The 24,139-nt window shown below is 61.7% G+C and carries 21 protein-coding genes and 2 pseudogenes; 16 read left to right on the top strand and 7 right to left on the bottom strand.

Annotation, left to right across the window (positions count from 1 at the left end; genetic code table 11):
- The first annotated feature begins 8 nt into the window (after window positions 1-8).
- Window positions 9-3,119, top strand: a complete 3,111-nt coding sequence (locus CFB81_RS16510; protein WP_089435819.1) for a type I restriction endonuclease subunit R — start codon at window positions 9-11, stop codon at window positions 3,117-3,119.
- Between the two features lie 77 nt (window positions 3,120-3,196).
- Here the strand turns inward: CFB81_RS16510 and CFB81_RS16505 are convergent, their stop codons facing one another.
- The 6 genes from CFB81_RS16505 to dnaA form a co-directional block, all read right to left on the bottom strand.
- Window positions 3,197-4,246, bottom strand: a complete 1,050-nt coding sequence (locus CFB81_RS16505; RefSeq protein WP_218829345.1) for a hypothetical protein — start codon at window positions 4,244-4,246, stop codon at window positions 3,197-3,199.
- 319 nt (window positions 4,247-4,565) lie between these two features.
- Window positions 4,566-5,288 carry an MAE_28990/MAE_18760 family HEPN-like nuclease gene (locus CFB81_RS35495; protein WP_143328600.1) on the bottom strand — a complete coding sequence of 241 codons (723 nt, stop codon included), beginning with the start codon at window positions 5,286-5,288 and terminating at the stop codon, window positions 4,566-4,568.
- Window positions 5,254-6,372 (bottom strand): DUF262 domain-containing protein, encoded by a 1,119-nt coding sequence (locus CFB81_RS16500; protein WP_089435817.1) that lies wholly within the window; start codon window positions 6,370-6,372, stop codon window positions 5,254-5,256. Before CFB81_RS16500 ends, CFB81_RS35495 begins: the two co-directional genes overlap by 35 nt.
- Before the next feature lie 319 nt (window positions 6,373-6,691).
- The gene (gyrB, locus tag CFB81_RS16495) at window positions 6,692-9,166 is read right to left on the bottom strand and encodes a DNA topoisomerase (ATP-hydrolyzing) subunit B (protein ID WP_089435816.1); all 2,475 of its coding nucleotides are present in this window, start codon (window positions 9,164-9,166) and stop codon (window positions 6,692-6,694) included.
- 192 nt (window positions 9,167-9,358) lie between these two features.
- The gene (gene dnaN / locus CFB81_RS16490) at window positions 9,359-10,465 is read right to left on the bottom strand and encodes a DNA polymerase III subunit beta (protein WP_006756934.1); all 1,107 of its coding nucleotides are present in this window, start codon (window positions 10,463-10,465) and stop codon (window positions 9,359-9,361) included.
- Between the two features lie 170 nt (window positions 10,466-10,635).
- Window positions 10,636-12,213: a chromosomal replication initiator protein DnaA gene (gene dnaA, locus CFB81_RS16485; protein ID WP_218829344.1), complete on the bottom strand. Its 1,578-nt coding sequence runs from the start codon at window positions 12,211-12,213 to the stop codon at window positions 10,636-10,638.
- A 421-nt stretch (window positions 12,214-12,634) separates the two neighbouring features.
- On the opposite strand from dnaA, the gene rpmH reads away from it, so the two are divergent.
- From rpmH to yidC, 4 genes are all read left to right on the top strand, one after another.
- Window positions 12,635-12,769: a 50S ribosomal protein L34 gene (gene rpmH / locus CFB81_RS16480; RefSeq protein ID WP_004198824.1), complete on the top strand. Its 135-nt coding sequence runs from the start codon at window positions 12,635-12,637 to the stop codon at window positions 12,767-12,769.
- Between the two features lie 15 nt (window positions 12,770-12,784).
- The gene (gene rnpA / locus CFB81_RS16475; RefSeq protein WP_039364627.1) at window positions 12,785-13,246 is read left to right on the top strand and encodes a ribonuclease P protein component; all 462 of its coding nucleotides are present in this window, start codon (window positions 12,785-12,787) and stop codon (window positions 13,244-13,246) included.
- Window positions 13,247-13,322: 76 nt separating this feature from the next.
- Window positions 13,323-13,589 (top strand): membrane protein insertion efficiency factor YidD, encoded by a 267-nt coding sequence (gene yidD / locus CFB81_RS16470; protein WP_006489939.1) that lies wholly within the window; start codon window positions 13,323-13,325, stop codon window positions 13,587-13,589.
- An 8-nt stretch (window positions 13,590-13,597) separates the two neighbouring features.
- Window positions 13,598-15,259, top strand: coding sequence for a membrane protein insertase YidC (gene yidC / locus CFB81_RS16465; protein ID WP_069619641.1), 1,662 nt, complete (start codon window positions 13,598-13,600; stop codon window positions 15,257-15,259).
- Between the two features lie 115 nt (window positions 15,260-15,374).
- Here the strand turns inward: yidC and CFB81_RS16460 are convergent, their stop codons facing one another.
- Complete coding sequence (locus tag CFB81_RS16460; protein ID WP_050018236.1) at window positions 15,375-15,809, bottom strand: transcriptional regulator; 435 nt, start codon at window positions 15,807-15,809, stop codon at window positions 15,375-15,377.
- Window positions 15,810-16,147: 338 nt separating this feature from the next.
- Between CFB81_RS16460 and mnmE the strand changes: the two genes are divergently transcribed.
- From mnmE to CFB81_RS16410, 11 genes and pseudogenes are all read left to right on the top strand, one after another.
- Window positions 16,148-17,542, top strand: a complete 1,395-nt coding sequence (gene mnmE, locus CFB81_RS16455; RefSeq protein ID WP_089435814.1) for a tRNA uridine-5-carboxymethylaminomethyl(34) synthesis GTPase MnmE — start codon at window positions 16,148-16,150, stop codon at window positions 17,540-17,542.
- Between the two features lie 167 nt (window positions 17,543-17,709).
- Entirely contained in the window at window positions 17,710-18,942 is a 1,233-nt protein-coding gene (locus tag CFB81_RS16450) for a tyrosine-type recombinase/integrase (protein ID WP_089435813.1), read from the top strand.
- A 28-nt stretch (window positions 18,943-18,970) separates the two neighbouring features.
- Entirely contained in the window at window positions 18,971-19,141 is a 171-nt protein-coding gene (locus CFB81_RS36125; RefSeq protein WP_155754170.1) for a hypothetical protein, read from the top strand.
- Between the two features lie 54 nt (window positions 19,142-19,195).
- Window positions 19,196-19,549 carry a helix-turn-helix domain-containing protein gene (locus CFB81_RS36580; RefSeq protein ID WP_256976194.1) on the top strand — a complete coding sequence of 118 codons (354 nt, stop codon included), beginning with the start codon at window positions 19,196-19,198 and terminating at the stop codon, window positions 19,547-19,549.
- A 157-nt stretch (window positions 19,550-19,706) separates the two neighbouring features.
- Window positions 19,707-19,949: a DUF4224 domain-containing protein gene (locus CFB81_RS16440; protein WP_089435812.1), complete on the top strand. Its 243-nt coding sequence runs from the start codon at window positions 19,707-19,709 to the stop codon at window positions 19,947-19,949.
- Window positions 19,950-20,041: 92 nt separating this feature from the next.
- A complete protein-coding gene (locus CFB81_RS16435) occupies window positions 20,042-20,623 on the top strand; it encodes an AlpA family phage regulatory protein (RefSeq protein WP_089435811.1) in 582 nt (193 codons plus the stop codon).
- A 106-nt stretch (window positions 20,624-20,729) separates the two neighbouring features.
- The gene (locus CFB81_RS16430) at window positions 20,730-21,656 is read left to right on the top strand and encodes a hypothetical protein (protein ID WP_089435810.1); all 927 of its coding nucleotides are present in this window, start codon (window positions 20,730-20,732) and stop codon (window positions 21,654-21,656) included.
- Between the two features lie 72 nt (window positions 21,657-21,728).
- Window positions 21,729-23,135: pseudogene (gene bcsE, locus CFB81_RS16425) on the top strand (cellulose biosynthesis protein BcsE); the annotation flags it as partial.
- On the top strand, window positions 23,132-23,368 hold the full coding sequence (locus CFB81_RS16420) for a hypothetical protein (RefSeq protein ID WP_089435809.1): 237 nt from the start codon (window positions 23,132-23,134) through the stop codon (window positions 23,366-23,368). The pseudogene bcsE and the gene CFB81_RS16420, both read left to right, overlap by 4 nt.
- Window positions 23,365-23,808, top strand: a complete 444-nt coding sequence (locus CFB81_RS16415; RefSeq protein WP_089435808.1) for a cellulose synthase operon protein YhjQ/BcsQ — start codon at window positions 23,365-23,367, stop codon at window positions 23,806-23,808. The genes CFB81_RS16420 and CFB81_RS16415 overlap by 4 nt, the downstream gene beginning before the upstream one ends.
- A pseudogene (locus CFB81_RS16410) lies at window positions 23,805-24,089 on the top strand (UDP-forming cellulose synthase catalytic subunit); the annotation flags it as partial. The gene CFB81_RS16415 and the pseudogene CFB81_RS16410, both read left to right, overlap by 4 nt.
- Between the last annotated feature and the right edge of the window lie 50 nt (window positions 24,090-24,139).

Here is a 24,139-nt window from a genome sequence, read left to right as displayed (position 1 = left end):
GGGTATTCGTGAGCAATCTGCACCAGGAACATCATTTCGAGGCGGCCATCTGTGAACATCTGGCGCAGCACGGCTGGCTGTACGAGCAAGGTGATGCCGCGCCGGGTTACGACCGGGCCAGCGCGCTCTATCTCCCCGACCTGCTCGCGTGGGTTGAAACCACCCAACCGGATGCCTGGCAGGCTTTGACCAAGAACCATGGCTCGACGCTGGCCACGGTGCTGGCCGAGCGCATCCGCAAGAACATGAACGAGCGGGGCACGCTCGACGTGTTGCGCCGTGGTGTCGAGATGCTTGGCCTGAAGCAGCCGCTCTCGTTTATACAGTTCAAGCCCGCGCTCGGCTTGAATCCGGAAATCCAGAATCTATACGCCGCCAACAGGCTTCGCGTCGTGCGGCAGGTGCGTCATTCACTGAACAATCCGCACGACGCCATCGACCTCGTGCTGTTCGCTAACGGCATCCCAGTCGCGACGGTCGAACTAAAATCCGACTTCACGCAAAGCGTCCAGGATGCGGTTGACCAGTACCGCTTTGACCGCAATCCACACCCAAAGGGTGGCCTCGCAGAACCGCTGCTCGGGTTTCCGGGCGGCGCGCTGGTGCATTTCGCCGTGAGCCAGAGCGAAGTACAGATGACGACGAAGTTGGAAGGCACGAGCACTTACTTTCTGCCATTCAACCGCGGCAACCAGGGTGCGGCCGGCAATGTGCCGAATTCGGATGGCTACGCAACGGCTTACCTGTGGGAAGGAGTCTGGGCTCGCGAGAGCTGGCTCGAAATCCTGGGGCGCTATCTCATCGTCAAGCGCGATGACAAGAAGCAGCCGAAGAACGTCATCTTCCCTCGCTACCACCAGCTCGACGCCACCCGAAAGCTGGTCGCTGATGTGCTGCAAAACGGACCCGGTCAGCGCTACCTGATTCAGCATTCTGCCGGCTCCGGCAAGACGAACTCGATTGCATGGACCGCACACTTTCTTGCCGACCTACATGATGCCGCGAACAGCAAACTGTTCGACAGCGTGCTCGTTGTGTCGGACCGCACCGTACTCGACGCCCAATTGCAGGAAGCGATTTTCGATTTCTCGCGCACGACCGGCGTTGTCGAAACCATCACCAACGAGAACGGCAGCAAAAGCGCGCTGCTCTCGCAAGCTCTGAAGGGCGGCAAGAAAATCATCGTCTGCACCATCCAGACGTTCCCGTTTGCACTGCAGGCTGTGCAGTCATTCGCCGCCACCGAAGGTAAGCGCTTCGCCGTGATTGCCGACGAGGCGCATAGCTCACAGACCGGCGAAGCAGCCGCCAAGCTTAAGCAGCTTTTGTCCGCCGAGGAATGGGCTGACGTGCAGGACGGTGGCGAAGTGGATACCGAAGCGCTGCTCGCCGCACAGATGGCTGGGCGCGCAGGTAGCGCGGGCCTGACGTACGTTGCGTTCACCGCGACGCCCAAGCAGAAGACGCTGGAGCTGTTCGGTCGTCTGAACGCCGATGGTTTGCCCGAACCGTTCCATGTGTACAGCATGCGCCAGGCCATCGAGGAAGGCTTCATTCTCGATGTGCTGAAGAACTACACGACCTACAAGCTCGCGTTCAAGCTGGCCAACGACGGCAAGGAATACGACGAGAAGGAAGTCGAGCGCAGCGAAGCCATGAAAGGCATCATGCAGTGGGTCCGACTCCATCCGTACAACATCAGTCAGAAGGTCCGGATTATTGTCGAGCACTACCGCGAGAACGTCCAGCCGCTACTGAACGGTAAGGCGAAGGCGATGGTCGTGGTCGCGAGCCGCAAGGAAGCGGTCCGCTGGCAGAAGGCCATTCGTGCCTATATCCAACAGCAGAACTACCCGCTCGGCGTCCTGGTCGCCTTTTCCGGTGAAATCGATGACCCGGAAAGCTATCCGGCACCCGTCACGGAAACGAGCAAGGACCTGAACCCGGGCCTGAACGGTCGCGACATCCGCGAGGTGTTCGCGAAACCGGAATACCATCTGCTCCTGGTTGCCAATAAATTCCAGACGGGCTTCGACCAGCCGTTACTGTGCGGCATGTACGTCGACAAGATGCTCGGTGGTATTCAGGCGGTGCAGACGCTATCGCGCCTGAACCGTGCGCATCCCGGCAAAGACACCACGTATATTCTCGATTTCGTCAACGACGCCGACGAAACCCTGAAGGCGTTCAAGACTTACTATGAGACAGCCGAGCTGGAAGCGAAAACCGACCCGCATCTTGTCTATGACCTGCGCGCCAAGCTGGACGCCAGCGGCCATTACGACGATTTCGAAGTGGACCGGGTCGCAAAAGTCGAGCTCGACCCGCAGGGCACTCAGCAGCAGCTCAGTGCCGCGATTGCACCCGTGGCCCAGCGCCTGCTGACGAAATACAAGGCAGCCCAGCAAGCCCGTACCGCGGCAATGGAGCAGAAAAACGCAGATGCCGAGCAGGCAGCCAAGGACACGCTCGATGCGCTGGTGCTGTTCAAGGGCGACATGGGCACGTTTGTCCGGCTGTATGCCTTCCTGTCGCAGATTTTTGATTACGGCAATACGGACATCGAGAAGCGCTTCCTGTTCTACAAGCGTCTTACCCCCTTGCTTGAGTTCGGTCGTGAGCGGGATACCGTTGACCTGTCGAAGGTCGTGCTAACCCACCATAACCTGCGCAATACAGGTAAACGCGCGCTCGACCTAAAGCAAGGTGAAACGCCGAAACTGCCTGCGATGGACGAGGTCGGCACTGGAGCTGTCCAAGATAAGGACAAGGTGCTGCTCGACGAGATTATCCAGAAGGTAAACGGACTGTTCGAGGGCGAGCTGACCGACGACGACCAGTTGGTCTACGTGAATGGCGTCATCAAGGGCAAGCTGCTCGAGAACGAGATGCTGGTCCAACAGGCCGCAAGCAACAGCAAGGAACAGTTCTCGAATTCGCCCGACTTGGTGAAGGCGATCACAGATGCCATCATTGAGGCGTTTGATGTGCACACGAAGATGAGCACCCAGGCCCTGGGGTCGCAGCGAATTCAGGACGGCATCAAGGATGTCCTGCTCGGACCGGCGCAACTGTATGAGGCGCTGCGCGAACGGCACGAGCAATCGTCCGCTCGATAGAAATACCCGACTGGGACAGGCACGCAGCCTGGTGAGCTGGGAACTGGGAATAGACAGCGGCTTCTTTTTGTAGCAGTTTAACCACAACGTTGCAATACCAGCACTTTCTCAGTTGCTCGAACTGGCTTTCTGTACTTCAATGATTTTTGGTTGATGCTTCCCATGTTCTGGCCAACATTAAACGAGGCAATTCCAGTAAGGGAAAATCCATGTGATATTGCCATTTCCAAGAAAATCTGTGGAAGGTCGACTGGATATTCTTTATAGTGTGAGCCCTGCAATACAGAACAAACTACCCCTCCAATCTTTACGACTCGCCCGAGCTCACCTAACGAGCGGTGCAAAGAATCAAAATATTGGACAAAATTTTTATAGTAGTAGGACCTTGAGCCGCTAGATGGATGGTTGTAAATCTGTTCCAGCAGATTATTGCATGTCGTTCCCCAACTCTGCATGCGTGAGGCGCTTTTCTCACGAATTGCCGTCGTACCAAGCAGCTCTCGCCGCAAGGTCGAGTTAACGGTAGACGTAGAGAGTCCCAGAACCGCGAGTTCGATAAGTGTCGCTACCGCGTAGTCAATTCGCGTGCAGTACGGAGGTGAAGTCAAGACTACATCGACACTTTCACTTTCCAAGGGTACAGCCTCGGAAGAAGCACATTCGATATTGATGAGCCTCGAATCGACCGGCCACGCTTCTGCCATCTGCAAGCTGATTTCTGCTAAGCGGTCAATTTGTGCAGCAATCTGTGTTCTCCATTCCTGGGCTGTGTACCATCTCGCCGGCGCTGTCGGCTGCTTGGTCCAGGTTGGATTTGAAGAGGCTTTACTTGCTGCGCCAGTTTTTACGGCACGAAAAATCGCTAGCACCAGCAGGCAACTACCCGGCGATGCGTTAGATACGGCTCGTCCAACCTCTGCCAATTCGCTAGTTGTCGTTTCTAGTCCGCGACGACTAGGTAGTGCGCTTTGGACCAGTCGCCGAATGAAGCCAGCTCCCTCCGCACCAACCCAGGGGATCAGCGCATCATCTTCAGTACTTTCACCTCGATTTGGGCGCGAAACGTTGGCGAACTGTTCGCGAGCTGCTGCGATGTCCGCAGGCGAAGCGCATTTGGCTTTGGCCACGATGACCATTACGGGATTGAGGTCCGTACCACATGCCGGCCGGTTCATTGTTGCCGCAGCATGCGTTGTGGTCCCAGCGCCATTCCATGGATCGAAAACGACTACGCCTGGTTCCGACAGTCGCTGCAAAGCGTCGCGTGCAAAGGATTCCGCGTACCCCGCATAGTAAGGGTAGCTTTCCTCTGCTTTGGATGCACTCGTAGCTCGTCGCTTTGGAGTGCGTACGTGGAACCGGCCAACGCCAACGGCGTTTGCACTCGAGGCCTGTTTCGACAGAGTGCTCCCTTCGTCACGAGCGGGCATCATCGCTCCAACTTCGTCAACTATTAACAAGCCAAGCCTCTACTGACGCGTGAAAGGAATCAATCAGAGCCGATGTATAGTCAAGTAGATCGGTAACGGTGTTTTCTCTTGGATAGTCCAAAAGTCCACCGTGAGCAATTTCGTTGCGCCGATTAAGTAGCTCATTGAGTTTCGAAAAATCGACATTCGTTATGTCCAGGCCGATGATGCCACAATTGAGTGATGCGACTTCCTTGTTGACATTTGAATATGTCATTACTAGTTCGTCGAAGTTGGTTAGGTGGCTAATTGGGGCATCAAGCCAATCACTCATTTTTGCGGAAAATTCGGAGACGGCTAGGTATTTGCCTGCATTTATTTTTTTGGATGTGCGTCCAAATTGCATGGCATTAAATAAGCTTTGCAGAAAGGAGTCAAAAAAACCTTCCTTTTGCAGCCAGAGGGCGGCGTATTTGCCGGTATATTTTTTCGCCTTTTTCCCAACATGACATTGTCGCCTGAGACATATTGAACAGGCCAGGCGAAAATACCCTTCCCAGGCTGCATATATTACAGGGATTGCCAGAAGAAATAGAAATTGATCTTTTGTTTCGTTGTTCTGAATGCAGTGTAGTCGAATGTCATCCAGCATTTTTGCATGTCGAATTCGCGCACTTTTTATTTCCTGGCGGGCATAATTTAGTTGAAGATGGCGCGTCATTTTATTAAGCTGAAAACCAGCTTTTGCCAAACGTTGCACGCCCCAACATTTTTGCTCGGGTATTTGAGCCAGCGCCGGTCAGGTCTAGGGTCTTTTTTTGGTCATGTAATTCTAGGATGCGATTTCGCAAGGCGTCGCTCCCTTTTCGTCTACATTTGACTAAATTTTTAAATACTCCACAGGCAACAATGTCGAAGAGATTAGGGCTAAAGGCTCCTTGGAATCTACCGTTTCGATGAAATTTGAACGCCTCTCCGTGTGGATATGCATCCGCGATCAATTCGAATGTTTCTCGAATTTTTCTCTCCATATCTTCGGAAAAGTCAAAATCACCTGAGGCTGCTTGATACATAACTGAGTCCAGGAAATCTTCGATACTCTTTGTCGGCGGAGTGAAATTCCCGAATGCTATCAGTCTCAAAACATTTTCTTGTGCACCCATCGAACTCGCTTCTTTCGAGGATAGGCCGAGCGCAGTTCGCACGGCTGAGTCATTTCCGAGTGAATTCAGCCGGTCCGCAAAATCGCTCTCAAACAAACGTGCTGAGCAATTTCTTATTTCTTGATTCGAAAGCGTTGTTCCGGCGCGATTTAAGCGAGTAAAAACGTTATAGCGAGCGATGCTGCTCGATTCCTTCTTGAGGAGAATCACCTGAACGCGCGAGTATCTCAACGTGCGAACGAGTGTGTCCGGAAATGTCGCGCGCGACAGGCCAAAAAGTCCATCCAGTATTGGAGCCTCAGTCAGAATCAATGGAACTTTGACATCGTTTTCGACTGAAGCATTATTGTCTTCAGTATCTGCATTGTCATCGAAAATTTCAGCAGCAAAGAATTTAATAATAGTACTGAAGCGTTGCAGTCCATCTATGACTTCGAAGCTACCGTTCGGCTTCTCTGCCAAAAATACCGGCGGCGTAGGAATATTCAACAGCAGAGATTCAATATATGTCGTTTGCTGATCGTATGTCCATCGAAATGCTCGCTGATACGCAGGGTCGATTTCGACATCGCCGGCACGATACTGAGCAATGAGCTCATTCCACGTTGGTGTGTAGCTGTCGACAACTACGTGATGTCGTTCGCGTTCAACCGCTTCGATTAGATTCATATTCTTTGTCATCTGATTTGATCAATTGCTCGCAAGAATTCGGGAGCAGGTCATCTCTGCGAGGTACACAACTCTTTGCAATCTACGTCAGCAGACGTTAGGCATCTGCAATGCCCAATGAGCTTTGGTAATGTCATTCGACCTTCCATGCATTACCGGAGTTGAGCTCGACATACTTCTAGACCAGCTGTATGCACGTTCGGATGAGTTTGAGCAAAAATATCACTCCGTATGGAAGAATATGAATTAATGCTGTGCTATCAAAAAAGGGGCCATAAATACTTAAACTTATAGCCCCAATTCACGTGCGCGATGTTTTGTGGGGATAACCTCAAACGTCAATATTCCCCGCCCGCAACGCATTCGACTCGATAAACGCCCGCCGCGGCTCGACATCATCCCCCATGAGGGTGGTAAAGATCCCGTCCGCAGCAATCGCGTCTTCGATCTGCACACGCAGCAGACGCCGCACTGCCGGATCCATCGTCGTTTCCCACAGCTGCTCGGGGTTCATCTCGCCGAGCCCCTTATAGCGTTGCTTGGAGACGTTGCGTTCAGCATCCGCCAGCAGCCACTTCATCGCGCTCTTGAAGTCCGCCACGGCCATGCTGCGCTCGCCGCGCTTGATGACCGCACCTTCCCCAATCAGCCCCTTGAACGTATTTGCGGTCGTCACGAGCTGCTGATAATCCGCCGTGTGCTGGAATTCCTGGTCGATGACCGAAACCCGCACGTTGCCGTGGTGCGTGCGCTCGACATGCAGCGCACGTTGTTCGCGAACCGGGTCATACGAAGGCACTACACGAACTTCGTTCTTCAAAGCCTCGTCATGCAACGCCGCATGAAGCGCCTTCGCCGAAGCCTCAGTCGAAGCCTCGCTGGAGAGATCGATCACCACCCCATCCATAACCGCTTCCAGCGCGGCCGGGTCATACAACCGGCTCAACCGATCGATCACGCTCTGCGACAGCAGATACGACCTTGCCAGCTCCCCAAGCGCATCCCCAGAAATCGCCGCCGCATTTTCACCCGGCACCAGCTCCGACCCTTGCAGCGCCAACCGCAGCATATGCGCGTTCAGCTCCACGTCATCCTTCAGATACCGCTCGTCCTTGCCCGCCTTGATCTTGTAAAGCGGCGGCTGCGCGATATACACGTACCCGCGCTCGATCATGTCCGGCATCTGGCGATACAGGAACGTGAGCAGCAGCGTCCGGATGTGCGCACCGTCGACGTCCGCGTCGGTCATGATGATGATGCGGTGATAGCGGAGCTTCTCGAGGTTGTAATCGTCCTTGCCGATCCCGCACCCGAGCGCGGTCACGAGCGTGACGATCTGCTCCGACGACAGCAGCTTGTCGTAGCGCGCCTTCTCGACGTTCAGCACCTTGCCGCGCAGCGGCAGGATCGCCTGGAACTTGCGATCACGCCCTTGCTTGGCCGACCCACCTGCCGAGTCACCCTCGACGATGTAGATTTCGCACTTCGCCGGGTCTTTCTCCTGGCAGTCCGCGAGCTTGCCGGGCAGGCCAACGCCGTCGAGCACGCCCTTCCGACGCGTCATCTCACGCGCCTTCCGCGCCGCATCCCGCGCCCGAGCAGCTTCAACGATCTTCCCGCAGATGATCTTCGCGTCGATCGGCGTCTCGAGCAGGAACTCTTCCAGCGCCTTCGCCACAACCTCTTCAACCGGCGCACGAACCTCGGAAGAAACCAGCTTGTCCTTCGTCTGCGAGCTGAACTTCGGCTCCGGCACCTTCACGGACAGCACGCACGACAGCCCTTCGCGCATGTCGTCGCCGGTCGTCTCGACCTTCGCCTTCTTCGCGATTTCGTTGTCGGTGATGTACTTGTTGATGACGCGTGTCATCGCGGCCCGCAGGCCGGTCAGGTGCGTGCCGCCGTCGCGCTGCGGAATGTTGTTCGTGAAGCACAGCACGTTCTCGTTGTAGCTGTCGTTCCACTGCATCGCGACTTCGACGCCCACGCCGTCCTTCTCGCCGTTGGCGAAGAACACCGTCGGGTGCAGGTTGGTCTTCGTCTTGTTGATGTACTCGACGAAGCCCTTCACCCCGCCGGCGAACGCGAAATCGTCTTCCTTGCCCGAGCGCAGGTCCGTGAGACGAATCCGCACGCCGTTGTTCAGGAACGAAAGCTCGCGCATCCGCTTCGCGAGGATGTCGTAGTGATACTCGACCGTGCCGAAAATCGTCGGATCGGCCATGAAGTGCACTTCGGTGCCGCGGTTCTCGGTATCACCGGTGACGAGCATCGGCGACACTTCCACGCCGTCCACCACCTCGATCACGCGATCCTGCGCGACGCCACGGTGGAACTCCATGAAGCGCTTCTTGCCATCGCGGCGCACGGTGAGGCGCAGCCAGCTCGACAGCGCGTTCACGCACGACACGCCCACGCCGTGCAGACCACCGGACACCTTGTAGCTGTTCTGGTCGAACTTGCCGCCGGCGTGCAGCTCGGTCATCACGATCTCGGCGGCGCTGCGCTTCGGCTCGTGCTTGTCGTTCATCTTCACGTCGGTCGGAATCCCGCGGCCGTTGTCGGTCACGGAAATCGAGTTGTCGGCGTGAATCGTCACGTGGATGTCGTTGCAGTACCCGGCCAACGCTTCGTCGATCGAGTTGTCGAGCACCTCGAACACGAGGTGGTGCAGACCGGTGCCGTCCGACGTGTCGCCGATGTACATCCCGGGGCGCTTGCGCACCGCTTCCAGACCTTCGAGGATCTGGATCGACGAGGCGCCGTAGCTGCTGTTATCGGGTTGCGAATTGTGCTGTTCACTCATGGATATCTTCCGGTTCTGCGGGGCCACTCTCGTGGCGGCGCGGTGCGTTTCAGCGAGGGAAATCGCCGGCCGCTCCAGTTTCCTGGCCCGCCCCAAGTGCCGAAAAGGCACTAAAAGGGCGGGTTGTCGGTTCGCCATAAAAACGCCAAAGGGGCTTGCCGCCCCCTGGTGTGTGTCGCGATGTCGAGCGCGTCAGATGCGCATCGGCATCACGACATACTTGAACTCGTCGTTCTCGGGCACGGTAATCAGCGCGCTCGAGCTGGCGTCGCCGAGGCTCACCTGCACGGTGTCGACCTTCAGGTTCGCGAGCACGTCGAGCAGATACGTGACGTTGAAGCCGATGTCGACGGTATCGCCCTGGTAGGCGATTTCGAGTTCTTCCTGCGCCTCTTCCTGATCGGCGTTGGTCGACATGATCTTCAGCTGGCCCGGCGCGATGATGCAGCGCACGCCCTTGAACTTGTCCGAGGTCAGGATCGCCGCGCGCTGCAGCGAACGCTGCAGTTCTTCACGGCCGATCTCGAACGTGTTCTTGTGCGCCTTCGGGATCACGCGCTGGAAGTCGGGGAACTTGCCCTCGACGAGTTTCGACACGAGCTCGACCTGGCCGAACGTGAACTTGGCCTGGGTTTGCGCGATGTCGATGGTGACGGTGTCGTCGATGTCTTCGAGCAGGCGCTGCAGCTCGAGAATCGTCTTGCGCGGCACGATGACTTCCTGGCGGCCGAACGTGCCGCCTTCGAGCTTCATCGACGAGAACGCGAGGCGGTGGCCGTCGGTGGCCACGGCCATCAGCTGGTCGCCGTCGACGACGAGCAGCATGCCGTTCAGGTAGTAGCGGATGTCCTGTTGCGCCATCGCGAAGTGCACCATGCCGAGCAGCTGGCGGAACGACTTCTGCGGGACGGTGAGCGTGGCGCCGAAATCCTTCGCCTGCGCGACGGTCGGGAACTCGTCGGCCGCCAGCGTCTGCAGTGCGAAGCGGCTCTTGCCCGATTGAACGGTGAGGCGCTTGTCGGCGAGCGACAGCGTGACCTGGCCGTCAGGCATCGCGCGCAGGATGTCGAGCAGCTTGCGCGCCGCGACGGTGGTCGCGACCTGGTCGCCGCCGACGCCGAAATCGGCGCGCGTGGTGATCTGCAGCTCCAGGTCGGTCGACAGGAATGAAACGTCCGGGCCGTTCTTGGTGATCAGCAGGTTGGCGAGGATCGGCAACGTATGGCGGCGTTCGACGATGCCGCTGACCGTTTGCAGCGGCCTGAGGAGGGTGTCTCGTTCGGTCTTGACCAGTTGCATAGAGTTCCTTCGTTGAGTAACGGCCTGCAGCGCAGCAGCCACGCAGCGCCCCGCCGGCCGGGCTCTTGGCCCGCCACCACCGGGGCGGTCAAACCAGTATTGTGCCTCAAAACCGAACCGCCCCCCTTAAATTGGGGCGGAGGCCGAATTATCAAGCGCGGTGCGCGCGCTCAGCCCTTCAGCGTTTGTTCCAGCACGTGCAGCTCGTGGTTGAGCTGCGCGTCCTTGCTGCGCTCGTCGGCGATCTTGCGCACCGCGTGCAGCACGGTGGTGTGATCGCGCCCGCCGAACAGCTCGCCGATTTCCGGCAGGCTCTTCTGCGTGAGTTCCTTCGCGAGATACATCGCAATCTGTCGCGGCCGCGCGATGTTCGCGGGGCGCTTCTTCGAGTACATATCGGCGACCTTGATGTTGTAGAAGTCGGCGACGGTCTTCTGGATGTTCTCGACCGAAATCTGCCGGTTCTGCACGGTCAGCAGGTCCTTCAGCGCTTCCTTGGTCAGCTCGATCGAGATCTCGCGGCCGTGGAACTTCGAATACGCGAGGATCTTGCGCAGCGCGCCTTCGAGTTCGCGCACGTTCGAGCGCAGGTGCTTCGCGACGAAGAACGCGACGTCTTCCGACAAATTCACGCCTTCCGACTGCGCCTTGCGCATCAGGATCGCGACGCGCATTTCCAGCTCAGGCGGCTCGATCGCGACGGTGAGGCCCGAGTCGAAACGCGAGATCAGGCGATCGTCGATGCCCGAGATTTCCTTCGGATACGTGTCGCTAGTGATGATCACCTGCGCCTTGTTCGCGACCAGCGCCTCGAACGCGTAGAAGAATTCCTCTTGCGTGCGCGACTTGCCGGAGAAGAATTGAATATCGTCGATCAGCAGCAGGTCGAGCGAATGGTAGTAGCGCTTGAAGTCGTCGAACGCCTTGCGCTGGTACGCCTTCACCACGTCGGACACGTATTGCTCGGCGTGGATGTAGCGGATCCGCGCGCCGGCCTTGTCGAGCAGCAGCTGGTTGCCGATCGCGTGGATCAGGTGAGTCTTGCCGAGGCCGACGCCGCCGTACAGGAACAGCGGGTTGTACGAGATCCCCGGATTGTCCGCGACCTGGATCGCGGCGGCGCGCGCGAGCTGGTTGGCCTTACCGGTCACGAAGTTGTCGAACGTGAGCACGGGGTTCAGCTTCGAACGTTCGTACATCGAATCGGCTTCGCCGCCGTTCGAGGGGGCGGCGCCGGGGCCCGGGCGCCACGTGCGGCGGCCGGCTGCGGCTTCGTGCGCGGGCAGGCTCGGCAGGTCGATGTCGGCGTCGTCGGCGTTCAGGTGGTGCGCGGCGGCCGCCGACGGCGTCATCGGCACGTCGGCCGGCGCGCTGGGCGCGGCGGCGGCATGCGCGGTCAGGTTGGCGGCGATCGCGGCGACCGTCGCGGCCGGGCCGCTCGGCGCCAGCGGCGCGCGCGGGGCGGCCGGTGCGGCGCCCGCGGGCGCGCTGCGCATGCCTGCCTTCGGATCGAGGATGAACTGGACTTCGATCGGCGTGTTCCAGAATTCACGGGCCAGATCGGCGATCCGGCCCGAAAACTGGCTCTTGACCCAGTCCAGCTTGAAACGGTTCGGCGCGGCGATGGACAGCGTGTTCGCCGACGCATCGAAGGCCACCGGGGCCAAGGGTTTGATCCACGTCACGTACTGCTGGGGCGTCAGCTCGCGCTCCAGCAGTGCGGAACAGTGTTGCCAGAAATCGTTCATCAAGTAACTGTCGTTTTTTGCGTGCACAGCGCGGCTCGCCGGCGCCCTTGTCGCGGTCGCGCAACAAGGCCCGAAGCGGTCGTGCGAGCGTGCGTCGGACGCCTGCGTCACAGTCTTGGAGGGGCAGGCGCGAGCCGAAGCGGCGTGCGGGATTCTTGGAGATAAGGCGAGATTCTAACGCCAAACGCGGCCACAGCGGGACTTATCCACAGGCTGTGTTTGTGGGTCGCGGGGCCGGATCGGAGCGGCCCGGCACAGGCGAGCGACTCCTAAAGTATTGACCGTCAAGAGAAAAACGGTTTAAATAGCGGGTTCCGCGAAAACCAATCCTGTATTCCCGGCGATTGCGTTCGCCCGAATGCCTCCGGTTAAGGGCACGCGGTCCCCTGAATTTCGACATTCTCGAACAAGTGAGAACATCATGAAACGTACTTACCAACCGTCCGTGACGCGCCGCAAGCGCACCCATGGCTTCCGTGTCCGCATGAAGACGGCAGGTGGCCGCAAGGTCATCAACGCTCGCCGCGCGAAGGGCCGCAAGCGCCTCGCCATCTAAGGCAGGTTGCGCGCTGTGTCCGCCGTCCGCAGTCCTGCGGAAGGTGCCGTCGAGCCGGGTGCGAATCCGTCGCAGACGAAAGCCGCCTTCCCGAAAGCTGCGCGACTTCTGAAAACGGATGAATTTTCATCCGTTTTTCGTTTGCGCCCCTGGCGGCGCTCCGCGCACTTCGTGATCTACGGCAAGCCGACCGGTCAGCCCGCGCGTCTGGGGCTCGTCGTCGGCAAGAAGTATGCGCCGCGTGCGGTAACACGTAACCTCGTGAAGCGGCTGGCGCGCGATCAGTTTCGCCTGCGCCGCGCCGAATTCGCCGGTTACGACCTGCTGCTGCGGCAGCACACGCGCTTCGACAAGAAAGCGCTGCCGAGCGCGGCTTCCGCCCCGCTCGCGGCGATGTGCGCGGCCGAAATCCGCGAACTGCTCGACAGGGCAGTCCGGGAAATCGCCCGCCGTGCGTCGAAGCCCGCGTCCGAGTGACGCATCCGTGCCCCGGTGCGGCGTTCGCGCCCGCCCGGCCGGTTTTGACGCGGCGTCGTACGGCGCCGCCCAAGGTATGAAAACGGTATTGATCGCCTTGCTGCGCTTCTACAAGGTTGCCGTGAGCCCGATGCTCGGCAACCGTTGCCGTTTTTATCCTTCCTGTTCGGATTACGCGCGCGAGGCAATCCAGTATCATGGCGCCGCGCGCGGCACGTATCTCGCCGTCAGGCGCGTGTGCCGATGCCATCCGTTTTCCGCGGGCGGCATCGACCTCGTCCCGCCGCCCAACTCCGACACTCGCGCTCGCGGCGAAGCCGACGCGCGGTCCCATCGACTCTGAGACAACGCATGGATATCAAACGCACCGTCCTATGGGTGATCTTCTTCATGTCAGCTGTCATGCTGTACGACAACTGGCAGCGGGACCATGGGCGCCCGTCGATGTTCTTCCCGAGCGCCACGCAGACGGCTCCGGCCGCTGCCGGCGGCGCATCGGGCACGGGCGCGACGACGACCGCAGGTGATGTGCCTGCCGCCGCAGCCGGCGCCGCACCGTCGACCACGGCCCCGGCCGCGCAGGCGCAGCTCGTGAAATTCTCGACCGACGTGTATGACGGCGAAATCGACACGCGCGGCGGCACGCTCGCGAAGCTGACGCTGAAGAAGCAGGGCGACGGCAAGCAGCCCGACCTGTACATCACGCTGTTCGACCACACGGCCGGCCACACGTATCTCGCGCGCACGGGCCTGCTCGGCGGCGATTTCCCGAACCACAACGACGTCTACACGCAGCTGAACCCCGGCTCGACGTCGCTGACGGGCGACCAGAACACGCTGAAGCTGTCGTTCGAATCGCCGGTGAAGGGCGGCGTGAAGGTCATCAAGACCTACACGTTCACGCGCGGCAGCTACGTGATCGGCGTCGACACCAAGATCGACAACGTCGGCACCGCCCCGGTCACGCCGACGGTCTACATGGAACTGGTGCGCGACAACACGGCCGTCGAAACGCCGATGTTCTCGCATACGTTCCTCGGGCCGGCGGTCTACACGGACGCGAAGCATTTCCAGAAGATCGACTTCAGCGACCTCGACAAGAACAAGGCGAACTTCGAGAAGTCCGCCGACAACGGCTGGGTCGCGATGGTGCAGCACTACTTCGCGTCGGCCTGGATTCCGCAGCAGGGCGCGAAGCGCGACATCTACGCTGAAAAGATCGATCCGTCGCTGTACCGCGTCGGCGTGAAGCAGCCGGTCGCCGCGATCGCGCCGGGCCAGTCGGCCGACGTGCAGGCGCGCCTGTTCGCCGGTCCGGAAGAAGAGCGCATGCTCGAAGGCATCGCGCCGGGCCTGGAGCTCGTGAAGGACTACGGCTGGGTGACGATCATCGCGAAGCCGCTGTTCTGGCTGCTCGAGAAGATTCACGGCTATGTCGGCAACTGGGGCTGGGCGATCGTGCTGCTGACGGTGCTGATCAAGGCCGTGTTCTTCCCGCTGTCGGCTGCAAGCTACAAGTCGATGGCGCGCATGAAGGAAATCACGCCGCGCATGCAGGCGCTGCGCGAACGCTTCAAGAGCGATCCGCAGAAGATGAACGCCGCGCTGATGGAGCTGTACAAGACCGAGAAGGTCAATCCGTTCGGTGGTTGCCTGCCGGTCGTGATCCAGATCCCGGTGTTCATCTCGCTGTACTGGGTGCTGCTCGCATCGGTCGAAATGCGCGGCGCGCCGTGGATTCTGTGGATTCACGACCTGTCGCAGCGCGATCCGTTCTTCATCCTGCCGGTGCTGATGGCCGTCTCGATGTTCGTGCAGACGAGCCTGAACCCGACGCCGCCGGACCCGGTCCAGGCGAAGATGATGAAGTTCATGCCGATCGCGTTCTCGGTGATGTTCTTCTTCTTCCCGGCAGGTCTCGTGCTGTACTACGTCGTGAACAACGTGCTGTCGATCGCGCAGCAGTACTACATCACGCGCAAGCTCGGCGGCGTGAAGAAGAAGCCGGCCTGACGTCAGTCGTACTCGTGGGCGGCCAGCCGCCCGCGAGGCACGCAAAAAAAGCCGCATGGTTCATGACCATGCGGCTTTTTGTTTCCTCGGCGGCGGCGCGGGCGGTTGCTGCTGCTCAGGCCTTCTTCGCTTCGAGTTTCGGATCGCCGTAGAACTGCTCGACCAGTTCCTGAACCAGGTAGCGCTGATGCGGGGACAGCGCCTCGATCTTCGAAGCAAGTTCGATCGTCTCGGGTGTCGGCGGATAGCGTTCGTCGCGTGGCAGCGGTTGCGGCGTCGGATGTTCGACCACGCTCGGCGACGGCCCGTAATGCAGCCAGTGCACTTCGACGCGCAACCATTCGGCCAGCGTTTCGAGTTTGTCCGACGTCGGGATCGTGCGGCCCGTCAGCCATTTGTGCGCGGTCTGCGGCGAAACGGGATGCGTTCCGCGGTGGCGCAGATTGAATCGGTTCGCCAGTTCCGTCGCGCCCGTGACCTTCTCCGGGCTGCGCCGCAGGGCGAATTTCAGGCGTTCCGAGAACGCGGCTTTTTCTTCGGATGTCGGCATGAGGGAGATTGTGCAATTTCATCGCCGCATCTCAGACAACCATATGGGATAAAAGTATCTCATTCGGATGAATCCCAGCCCGGATCAGGATGGGCGATGAAATTGAGGGACGCAGTGTCGAGCCGCTCCAGCAAACATACTTGTCCGAAATGGTCGGTGTGTCGTGACACCGAACTCATACTCGGCTTATCCCCGGCGGGATAAATTCGGGCAAATCCGAATCGGGCGCCGCAGCCGGTGGCTTATGAGCCCGCACGCTACAATGCCGGCGTTCCTTTGCCCGAACTGTTGCGCGGGCGCACCATTGACTCGCTGATTACCCGATTGCTCCGATTGCCATGCTCGCTACCGATTCCGATCCGATCGTCGCCATTGCCACTGCTGCCGGCCGGGGCGGCATCGGCGTCGTCCGCGTGTCGTTCGGGCGCGGCGGCGAGGCGGCCGCGCTGCCGCTGATCGACGCGTTGTGCGGGCAGAAGCTTGCGCCGCGCCATGCGAGCTACGTGCCGTTCCTCGACGCGCACGGCGCGCCGCTCGACCGCGGGATCGCGCTGTATTTCCCTGCGCCGCATTCGTATACCGGCGAGCACGTGCTCGAGCTGCAGGGGCATGGCGGGCCGATCGTGATGCAGTTGCTGCTGCAGCGCTGCCTGGATGCGGGGCGCGGCTTCGGGCTGCGGCTCGCGGAGCCGGGGGAATTCACGCGGCGTGCGTTCCTGAACGACAAGCTCGACCTCGCGCAGGCCGAGGCCGTTGCCGACCTGATCGAGGCGAGCACCGAGGCGGCGGCGCGCTCGGCCGGGCGTTCGCTCGACGGCGCGTTCTCGCGGCAGATCCATGCGCTCGTCGAGGACGTGATCACGCTGCGGATGCTGGTCGAGGCGACGCTCGATTTTCCGGAGGAGGAAATCGACTTCCTCGAAGCGGCCGACGCGCGTGGCAAGCTCGCGAAGATCCGCGCGCAGCTCGCGCACGTGCTCGGCGATGCGCGGCAGGGTGCGCTGTTGCGCGAAGGGTTGTCGGTCGTGCTGGCGGGGCAGCCGAACGTCGGCAAGTCGTCGCTGCTGAATGCGCTGGCGGGCGCCGAGCTGGCGATCGTCACGCCGATTGCCGGCACGACGCGCGACAAGGTCGCGCAGACGATCCAGGTCGAAGGGATTCCGCTGCACATCATCGATACGGCCGGGCTGCGCGAGACGGAGGATGAAGTCGAGCGGATCGGCATCGCGCGCACGTGGAGCGAGATCGAGCGCGCGGACGTCGTGCTGCATCTGCTCGATTCGCGCACGGGGATGACGCCCGATGACGCAGTGATCGCCGCGCGGTTTCCGGGCGGCGTGCCGGTGGTGCGCGTGTTGAACAAGACGGATTTGACGGGCGTGCCGGCGTGTGTCGAGCATCCGGCGGCGGAGGGCGATCTGACCGAGGTCCACCTGTCGGCGAAGCGCGGCGACGGGATCGACATGCTGCGCGCGGAATTGTTGCGGATTGCGGGATGGCAGGCGGGGGCCGAAGGCGTCTATCTGGCGCGCGAGCGGCACCTGATCGCGCTGCGAGCCGCGCAGGAACATCTCGCGCAGGCGGCGGATCACGCGGAGCAGCGCGCGCAGTCGCTCGATCTGTTTGCCGAGGAACTGCGGCTCGCGCAGGAGCAGCTCAATGCGATTACCGGGGAATTCACGTCGGATGATCTGCTGGGGGTGATTTTCAGCAGGTTTTGTATTGGGAAATGACCAGTCCCCCATCGTTGCCAAACATCACCAAGTAGATCGTTGTTTGACAAGGGTTTTAGGCTGAATCCTTCGCAAAGTTTGCCAACATTCCCCCATTGACACCAAGGCTGTATTAGTACACATTTCAGTACACATGACATCCGTGTACTGAAAATCGTGTACTAACCATGCCCAGAATCGTCCAACCACTGACCGACACGCGGATCAAGGCCCTGCAGCCGAAGGTGTCCCGCTATTCCGTATCGGACGGCGGCGGCCTCGTGCTCGAAGTCATGCCGTCCGCGGCGAAGATCTGGCGTTTCCGGTACTCCCTCCATGGCAAGCAGCAGCCGACCGTGACGATCGGCGACTATCCGGCGGTGTCTCTCGCCATCGCCCGTGAGCGCGCGCGCCGGTACGCCGAGATCGTCGCCGGCGGCGTGTCACCGGTGGCGGACGCTCGGAAGGATCGCGGCACGATGAAGAGCCTCGACACGGTTCGGGCGTTTGGCGCGTACTGGATCGAGCAGCAGATGGCCGACAAGTCGGAGGAGTACCGGCGGACCACGACCCGGGCGCTCGAGAAGGACGTCTATCCGGCCATCGGCGGCAAGTCGGTGTCCGAGGTGACGCCTGGTGACGTGCTCGCCATCTGCGATCGGGTGAAGCAGCGCGGCGCCCCGAAGATGGCGCTCTCAACGCGGAACGTGATCAAGCGGATGTACGAGTACGCGATCGCCCGCCAGCTCGTGACGACCAATCCGGCGCAGGCGATCGTAGCGCGGTTTGTCGCCACGCAGGAAAGTCGCGATCGCGTGCTGTCGCCGGATGAAATCGGGCATGTGCTGCGCGCGGTCTACGCGTCCAGCATTCGGCGGCCGTTGAAGCTTGCGATTCATCTGCTCGTGCTGACGATGGTCCGCAAGTCCGAGCTGATCGAGGCGCGTTGGGACGAGTTCGATCTCGACGCCGGCGTCTGGCGTATTCCCGCCGAGCGGATGAAGAAGGATCGCGAGCACTGGGTCTACCTTGCTCCTCAGGTCGTGTCGATGCTGCGCGAGTTGCATGAGAACCGCACCAGTCAGCAGTACGTCTTCCCGTCCTCGCGTGGCGCCGATCGTCCGATTGCGAAGAGCACGCTCAACCAGGCTGTCCGCGCGCTGGACATGGAGGTTCAGCACTTCGTGCTGCACGACTTCCGCCGCACCGCATCGACGCACCTGCACGAGATGGGGCAGCCGTCCGACGCGATCGAGAAGGCGCTCGCACACTCGATCAAGGGTATCAAGGGCGTCTACAACCGGGCTGAGTATGCCGACGAGCGTCGCCGGATCTTGGCGCTGTGGGCGGACTTCGTCGACGCGCAGATCGACGAGGGGCGCAAGGTCGTCATCGGGAAGTTCGGCGCGACTGCGGCTTGAATACAGAACGAATGCAATCGGGGTTGCGATGAACGAATACGACATCGAGATCGTGCAGGGGAAGCTGGATACGGCGCTGCTGCACATCCATCTCGCGCGCCGCCAGCATGGCGACGATCGGAACCTGACGCCGGCGGCGCGAGCCATCGAAGAGGCCAAGGGCGTGTTGGAAGGTTCGCGCTCGGACTTCGGCGCGTAGCCGGAGTGGATAGCGGTCGGCCGATCTGCCGGCGTTCGACCTGAGGAAGAATCCGTGGAATTAGGTGACGTACATGCAGCTTTCGAGCGTCTCCAGCGAAGCTGTCGCGATGCAATTGACACTGCCAACGAATATTCGAGATCTGGTGGAGCGAGATCGATCACGGCTGCAGGTATCGATAGGCTTCCGGCTGAACTGGTTGCGCAGATCGCCCGCCGCGCGGTGCAGCTCTATGCGGAGACTCATCCGCGGCCAGTGCATGTTACCCAGGCGCAGGCCGCTGAAATGCTCGGCATTACGGCGCGTACCGTGCACACGCTCGTACGCACGGGGAAGCTGAAGCTGAACGGCCTCGGCCGTATCCCGATTGCTCAGATCGATGAGCTGATCGCCGCGCGCAACGCATAAATTGTACGGCTCCACGCGGGCACACACTGCCTGAGGCCGTTGCGGAGACGAGCGTCGCCGCGCCGCCCGCGCCGCCGAACCTGAATTCAACCCTGACCGGCTACGAACGCGAGATTCGTGGCTGGGTCGAACTCTGCATGATGACGAGGTCTCGATAATGGACACCCGACTGATGAACGACGACGATCTCGTCGATGTGACGGGAAAGAAGCGCCGCAGCGCGCAAGTGGCGTGGTTCGAGCGCCATTTCGGCCTAACGCCGGTTACGCGCGCCGACGGGCGCATCATCCTGACGTGGGCTGCATTCGAGGCACTGCTCGCGAAACGCGCCGGCGTGTTACCCAACTCGACTACGCCCACGTCGCGGCCACCGTTGATGCCGATCCGGAAGGCAGCTTAAACGCAAGAGCCGAACGAAACCCATGGGGCACTCGCTAGACGTTTGCATGGAGGGCCTTATAGGTATCGCAGTGCCTGGGAAGGACACAAGCTATGAAAGTGCTCCGCATGAAGGACTTGGTCGAGAAGATCGGGCTCGGCCAGTCGACGATCTACCGAATGATGGCGGACGGCACGTTCCCGAAGCCGTTCGAGCTCATGCCTAAGCGCAGCGGGTGGTTTGAAGACGTGATCGATGAGTGGCTCGCGGCAAGAGCAGGACGGCTTGCAGCGGTGACTACACCGCCGCAGCCGCACATCGCTGCCGCGCGGCAGCCGTTGGCGGAGTCGGATGTAGGCCATCGCGATGCTGCGGAGTGCGAACACCTCGTTCCGCTCGATGAACTTTCCGTGGAGGCTAGCCGCTGGGAGGCCGTCGATCGGCGTCTGTGCTATCTGAGTCACATCGAGCAGACTGCACGTAAGCGCGGCGTGTCGGTGATGCGGGGCTCGCCCGTCGGTGATTGGCTTCATGCCGAACGTCGCGTGTGCGCGGACCTCGACCCGGCGAAAGAGCGGCTGCGCGCACTGCTCGCGGCCGCTGAGAGCCCCGACGACGGCGCCGCAGAACTGACGCCGACGCGCTCACGAAAGGCAGCAGCCGGCACACTTCGCGTACGTACCGATTTGGCATAATCTTCCCATACCGCGCCTAGCCCGACGGGGCAAAAACGGGGTTCCCTCACCTCGCTGGCGCGGTTTCTTTTCCGCCGAGGGGCTACATCGCATGAGGGTGCGATAAATGGATGCGCACGTATCATTTCCCGCGTATGTGCCGGAGGATGTCCGCCACTACGTCACCAGGCAGCTAGACCAATTCTCCAGGCTTTACAGCAGTAGCCAGGAGAAGCTCGGCGAGCTGCGCCAGCCTGCTTGTGACGGCGACGACGAAGCGCACCAAGCTGAGACGCGTAATGAGGCGCGGCGTAGTGAGTACTGGGTGCAGGCTGCAGCAAGGGTGCGCCGGATCGTGTTGGATTCCCGGCTGCGCAATGTGTTTGAGTTGCTCGAAACGGAGCTCAGTGGCGGCAATGGATACGAGGGCTTTTTCCATGCCGCGCTGAACACGAACAACGATTACAGCGAGTTTCGGGACGCGCATCGAGATGCCTTGACGGTGGCGCAGGAGATAGCCGTGGTGGCCGATCGTCTCGCCAAGCTGCTCGGGCAATTTAAGCGCATTGGGATCAGTGGTCCGCCGGAGTTTTTTTCTGTACGCGAACTCCTGCGCATGGCGGACTGCACTGGCGTTAGCGAGGGACATAGAGGGCGGTGGCTTGCCGATGGTGACTCGCTTCTCGGGAGTTCAGTCATTGATGCACCGGGCAATGATCGGCTGAAGATGCTATGGAAATCAGCTCCTCCTGCTGAAAACTTGATTAGGGTCATGGCATCTGCCGCTCGCCGTTTCGAGCCATACGAAGACGGTCCGGCAGGGGCCGCGCTCAATAGCAGGCAGCGCAATCGCAAGTGGGAATATCTTCGGGCCTTCATTTACGAACTCCTGAATAATGGGTTCAGGGTACCCGATCCGAAGATGACCTCTGCAGTTGCGATGACGGCAACCATTGTGCTTGATAATGATGTGAGCGATGACGATGTCCGCAAGGCGACCAAGCGCGTTGCGGATTATATGATCGAAGAATGGGGCGGTCCGCTACCCGACTGATATCTGCTCGAACCCGCATCGCTTAGGAATGCACGCGCCCTGCTCGCTGCGCGTGCGTTCGCGCGCAAGCTCGATACCGAAAGCGCGCTGGCCGACTGGTGCCGCACGCGCCGGATCGCGCTCGTGCTGCTGCTCGACCCCGAAGCGACCCGGGCGGCCGACGACGCGCGCGCCGACGATGCGCCGCTCGTGCGCGAGGCGGATCGCACGCCGCACAGCGGCTTCCACGGGATCTGCTCGGGCGTCGCGCAGTTGCAGCGCACCCACGGCGAGCTGCTGTGGGTGGTCGATTTCTGGCGCGCGGGCGACACGCTCGCGGCCGGCGAGGTGCGCCCGCTGCGCTTCGGGCCGGGCGGCCGGCTGTCGGCGAGCGTCGATGGCGGCGCGGTCGAACCGGCACGCCGGATGAAGCTCGCGAGCGACGAGGATCGCGTGGTGGTCAGCCGCGCGGTGCTCGACGGCGCGAGCCGCGTGCCGGACGGGTGGGAGATCGTCGACGACAACGCGGCCGTCGTCGCCGCGTGCGCGAACGCGCAGGCCGCGACCGCGGTGCTCGTGTTCCGCTCGCACGCGCAGCTCGAAGCGCTGTGCGCGGACGTGCACGCGCTGCGCCGGCAGTGCGGCGGCGCGCTGAAGATCGCGGTCGTCGAGCGCGGCGAGGTGCTGCGCCAGCAGTTCGAGGTGCTCGTGCTGAGCGTCGGCGCGAACCGGGTCGTCGCGCGCGACCTGCCCGTCTCGCGGATGCAGGCGGCCGTGCATGCGCTGCACGGCCAGCTCTACGCGCGGCCCGTCGCGGCCGACTATCGCGCGGCGCTCGCGGCCGCGCTCGGCGATTCGGTGCTCGGCTATCTACCGGTCGGCGCGTTCTGCCTGCGGATTCGCGCGGTGCTCGATCGCGGCGCGGTGCTCGCGCTGCCGCACACGCTCGCGAAGCTCACGCTGTTGCCGGGCGTGTCGCACGTCGACGCGCTGCGGCACTGCCGGGCGCGCCGCGCGGGCGACGTCGTGACGGCCGATGCGGGGCACCTGTTCGTGTTCCTGTTCGCGTGCGAGCCAGTGGACGCCGAAGACGCGCTCGCACGGATCTTCGACGTGCCGGTCGATACGCTGTCCGATCGCGTCGTGTGCCTCGGCCAGGGCAGCATCGATACCGAGCTCGATGCGCTGAAGGCCGAGAACCGGCGCGCGCCGATCGCCGACTACAGCGACCTGTTCGCGGCGACGCAGCCTGCGGGCGCCGCACGCGCAGCGCCCGCACACGCCGCTCCCGGCGCGGCGTTGCCCGACCCGAGCGAGGTGAGCGACGCGATCGAGGCGATCGATACCGTCGTCGCGCTCGACGCGATCGGCGCCCCGCAGGCGTCCGAGCCCGCCGCCGATGCCGTCGACGCCCCATCGCCGGACCCCGTGATTCCCGCCGCGCGTGCGCGCGGCGCCGTCCGCAGCGCGATGCCGCTGCGCAAGCAGGAGGACGCATGATCGCCGAACTCGTCATCGGCTTCATCGTCGGTATCGCGATCGCGGTGCCGGTGTGGATCGTCGCGCAGCACCTCGGCATCGGCCGCGGCTTCCACGCGCCGCGCGGCATCGACCGGCGCGACGCGGTGCCGTGCGAACTCGTGCCGGTCGCGCTGCGCGGCCGCCTGCTGCCGGATGTCGGCGGCGAAGAAGCCGGCGAAGGCCACGAACGCGACAGCAAGGTGGCACGATGAAGACGATCGCCCTCACGTCGACGACGGGCGGCGCGGGCCGCACGACGCTGGCCGCCGCGCTCGCGGTGCTGCTCGCGCGCCGCGGCCGGCCGGTCGTCGTCGTGCCGCCGGAGCCGGTCGCGTGCGCGACGACCGCCGCGCGGCTCGGCGCGCTGCGGGCCGGCCGCGGCGCGCTGCAGATCGTCGTGAACCGGCTGAACCCGGCGCGCGACATGCAGCGCGACGCGCTGGCGATGCTGCGCGCGGTCGCGGGGCCGGCGTCGATGCTTGAGCAGCGCATCCATGTCGACGCGGCGATGCCCGAAGCGCTCGCGCGCGGCAGCTGGATCTTCGACGATGCGCCGTATTCGCAGGCGTTGCACGACCTGAACGGCGTCGCGAACTGGGTCGACACGTGGCTGAAGGCGGCCGTCGCCGGCCGTGCGGGAGCCGCGCGATGAAGGCCGCGCTCGCGTCGCGACTGCGCGCGTTCGGCCGTCGCGCGGCCGACTGGTGCGCGCGCGGCATCGGGCTGCCCGCGGAACGCACGCGGGTGGACTGGTTCGTGCGGCTGTTCTTCCACGCGCCGCCGCCCGGCCGGCCCGATCATGTGCGCCGCTGGGTGCGTATCGCGTTCCTGCGGCTCGCGCACGACTGGGGCGTGCTGCAACCGCTCAGCGTGCGCGAATGGCTGTGGCGCGCGATCGTGCGCGCGCCGCGTGCGGCCGACGGCCGGCCCGCGCCGGTCATCCTGAGTGCTCCCACCCTCAGAAACTCACGATCTGAAAATCT

This window comes from Burkholderia sp. AU28863, from assembly GCF_002223195.1.
GTDB classification, from domain to species: Bacteria; Pseudomonadota; Gammaproteobacteria; order Burkholderiales; family Burkholderiaceae; genus Burkholderia; species Burkholderia sola.
The sequence above is the reverse complement of the archived record's forward strand: the minus strand, read 5'-3'. Positions and strand labels throughout refer to the sequence as shown.

Coding starts and splice junctions, on each gene's coding strand:
- CFB81_RS16500 (WP_089435817.1), bottom strand. CDS start 6,372: ATGACAAAGAATATGAATCTAATCGAAGCGGTTGAACGCGAACGACAT.
- gyrB (WP_089435816.1), bottom strand. CDS start 9,166: ATGAGTGAACAGCACAATTCGCAACCCGATAACAGCAGCTACGGCGCC.
- dnaN (WP_006756934.1), bottom strand. CDS start 10,465: ATGCAACTGGTCAAGACCGAACGAGACACCCTCCTCAGGCCGCTGCAA.
- dnaA (WP_218829344.1), bottom strand. CDS start 12,213: ATGAACGATTTCTGGCAACACTGTTCCGCACTGCTGGAGCGCGAGCTG.
- rpmH (WP_004198824.1), top strand. CDS start 12,635: ATGAAACGTACTTACCAACCGTCCGTGACGCGCCGCAAGCGCACCCAT.
- yidD (WP_006489939.1), top strand. CDS start 13,323: ATGAAAACGGTATTGATCGCCTTGCTGCGCTTCTACAAGGTTGCCGTG.
- yidC (WP_069619641.1), top strand. CDS start 13,598: ATGGATATCAAACGCACCGTCCTATGGGTGATCTTCTTCATGTCAGCT.
- CFB81_RS16460 (WP_050018236.1), bottom strand. CDS start 15,809: ATGCCGACATCCGAAGAAAAAGCCGCGTTCTCGGAACGCCTGAAATTC.
- mnmE (WP_089435814.1), top strand. CDS start 16,148: ATGCTCGCTACCGATTCCGATCCGATCGTCGCCATTGCCACTGCTGCC.
- CFB81_RS16450 (WP_089435813.1), top strand. CDS start 17,710: ATGCCCAGAATCGTCCAACCACTGACCGACACGCGGATCAAGGCCCTG.
- CFB81_RS36125 (WP_155754170.1), top strand. CDS start 18,971: ATGAACGAATACGACATCGAGATCGTGCAGGGGAAGCTGGATACGGCG.
- CFB81_RS16440 (WP_089435812.1), top strand. CDS start 19,707: ATGGACACCCGACTGATGAACGACGACGATCTCGTCGATGTGACGGGA.
- CFB81_RS16435 (WP_089435811.1), top strand. CDS start 20,042: ATGAAAGTGCTCCGCATGAAGGACTTGGTCGAGAAGATCGGGCTCGGC.
- CFB81_RS16430 (WP_089435810.1), top strand. CDS start 20,730: ATGGATGCGCACGTATCATTTCCCGCGTATGTGCCGGAGGATGTCCGC.
- CFB81_RS16420 (WP_089435809.1), top strand. CDS start 23,132: ATGATCGCCGAACTCGTCATCGGCTTCATCGTCGGTATCGCGATCGCG.
- CFB81_RS16415 (WP_089435808.1), top strand. CDS start 23,365: ATGAAGACGATCGCCCTCACGTCGACGACGGGCGGCGCGGGCCGCACG.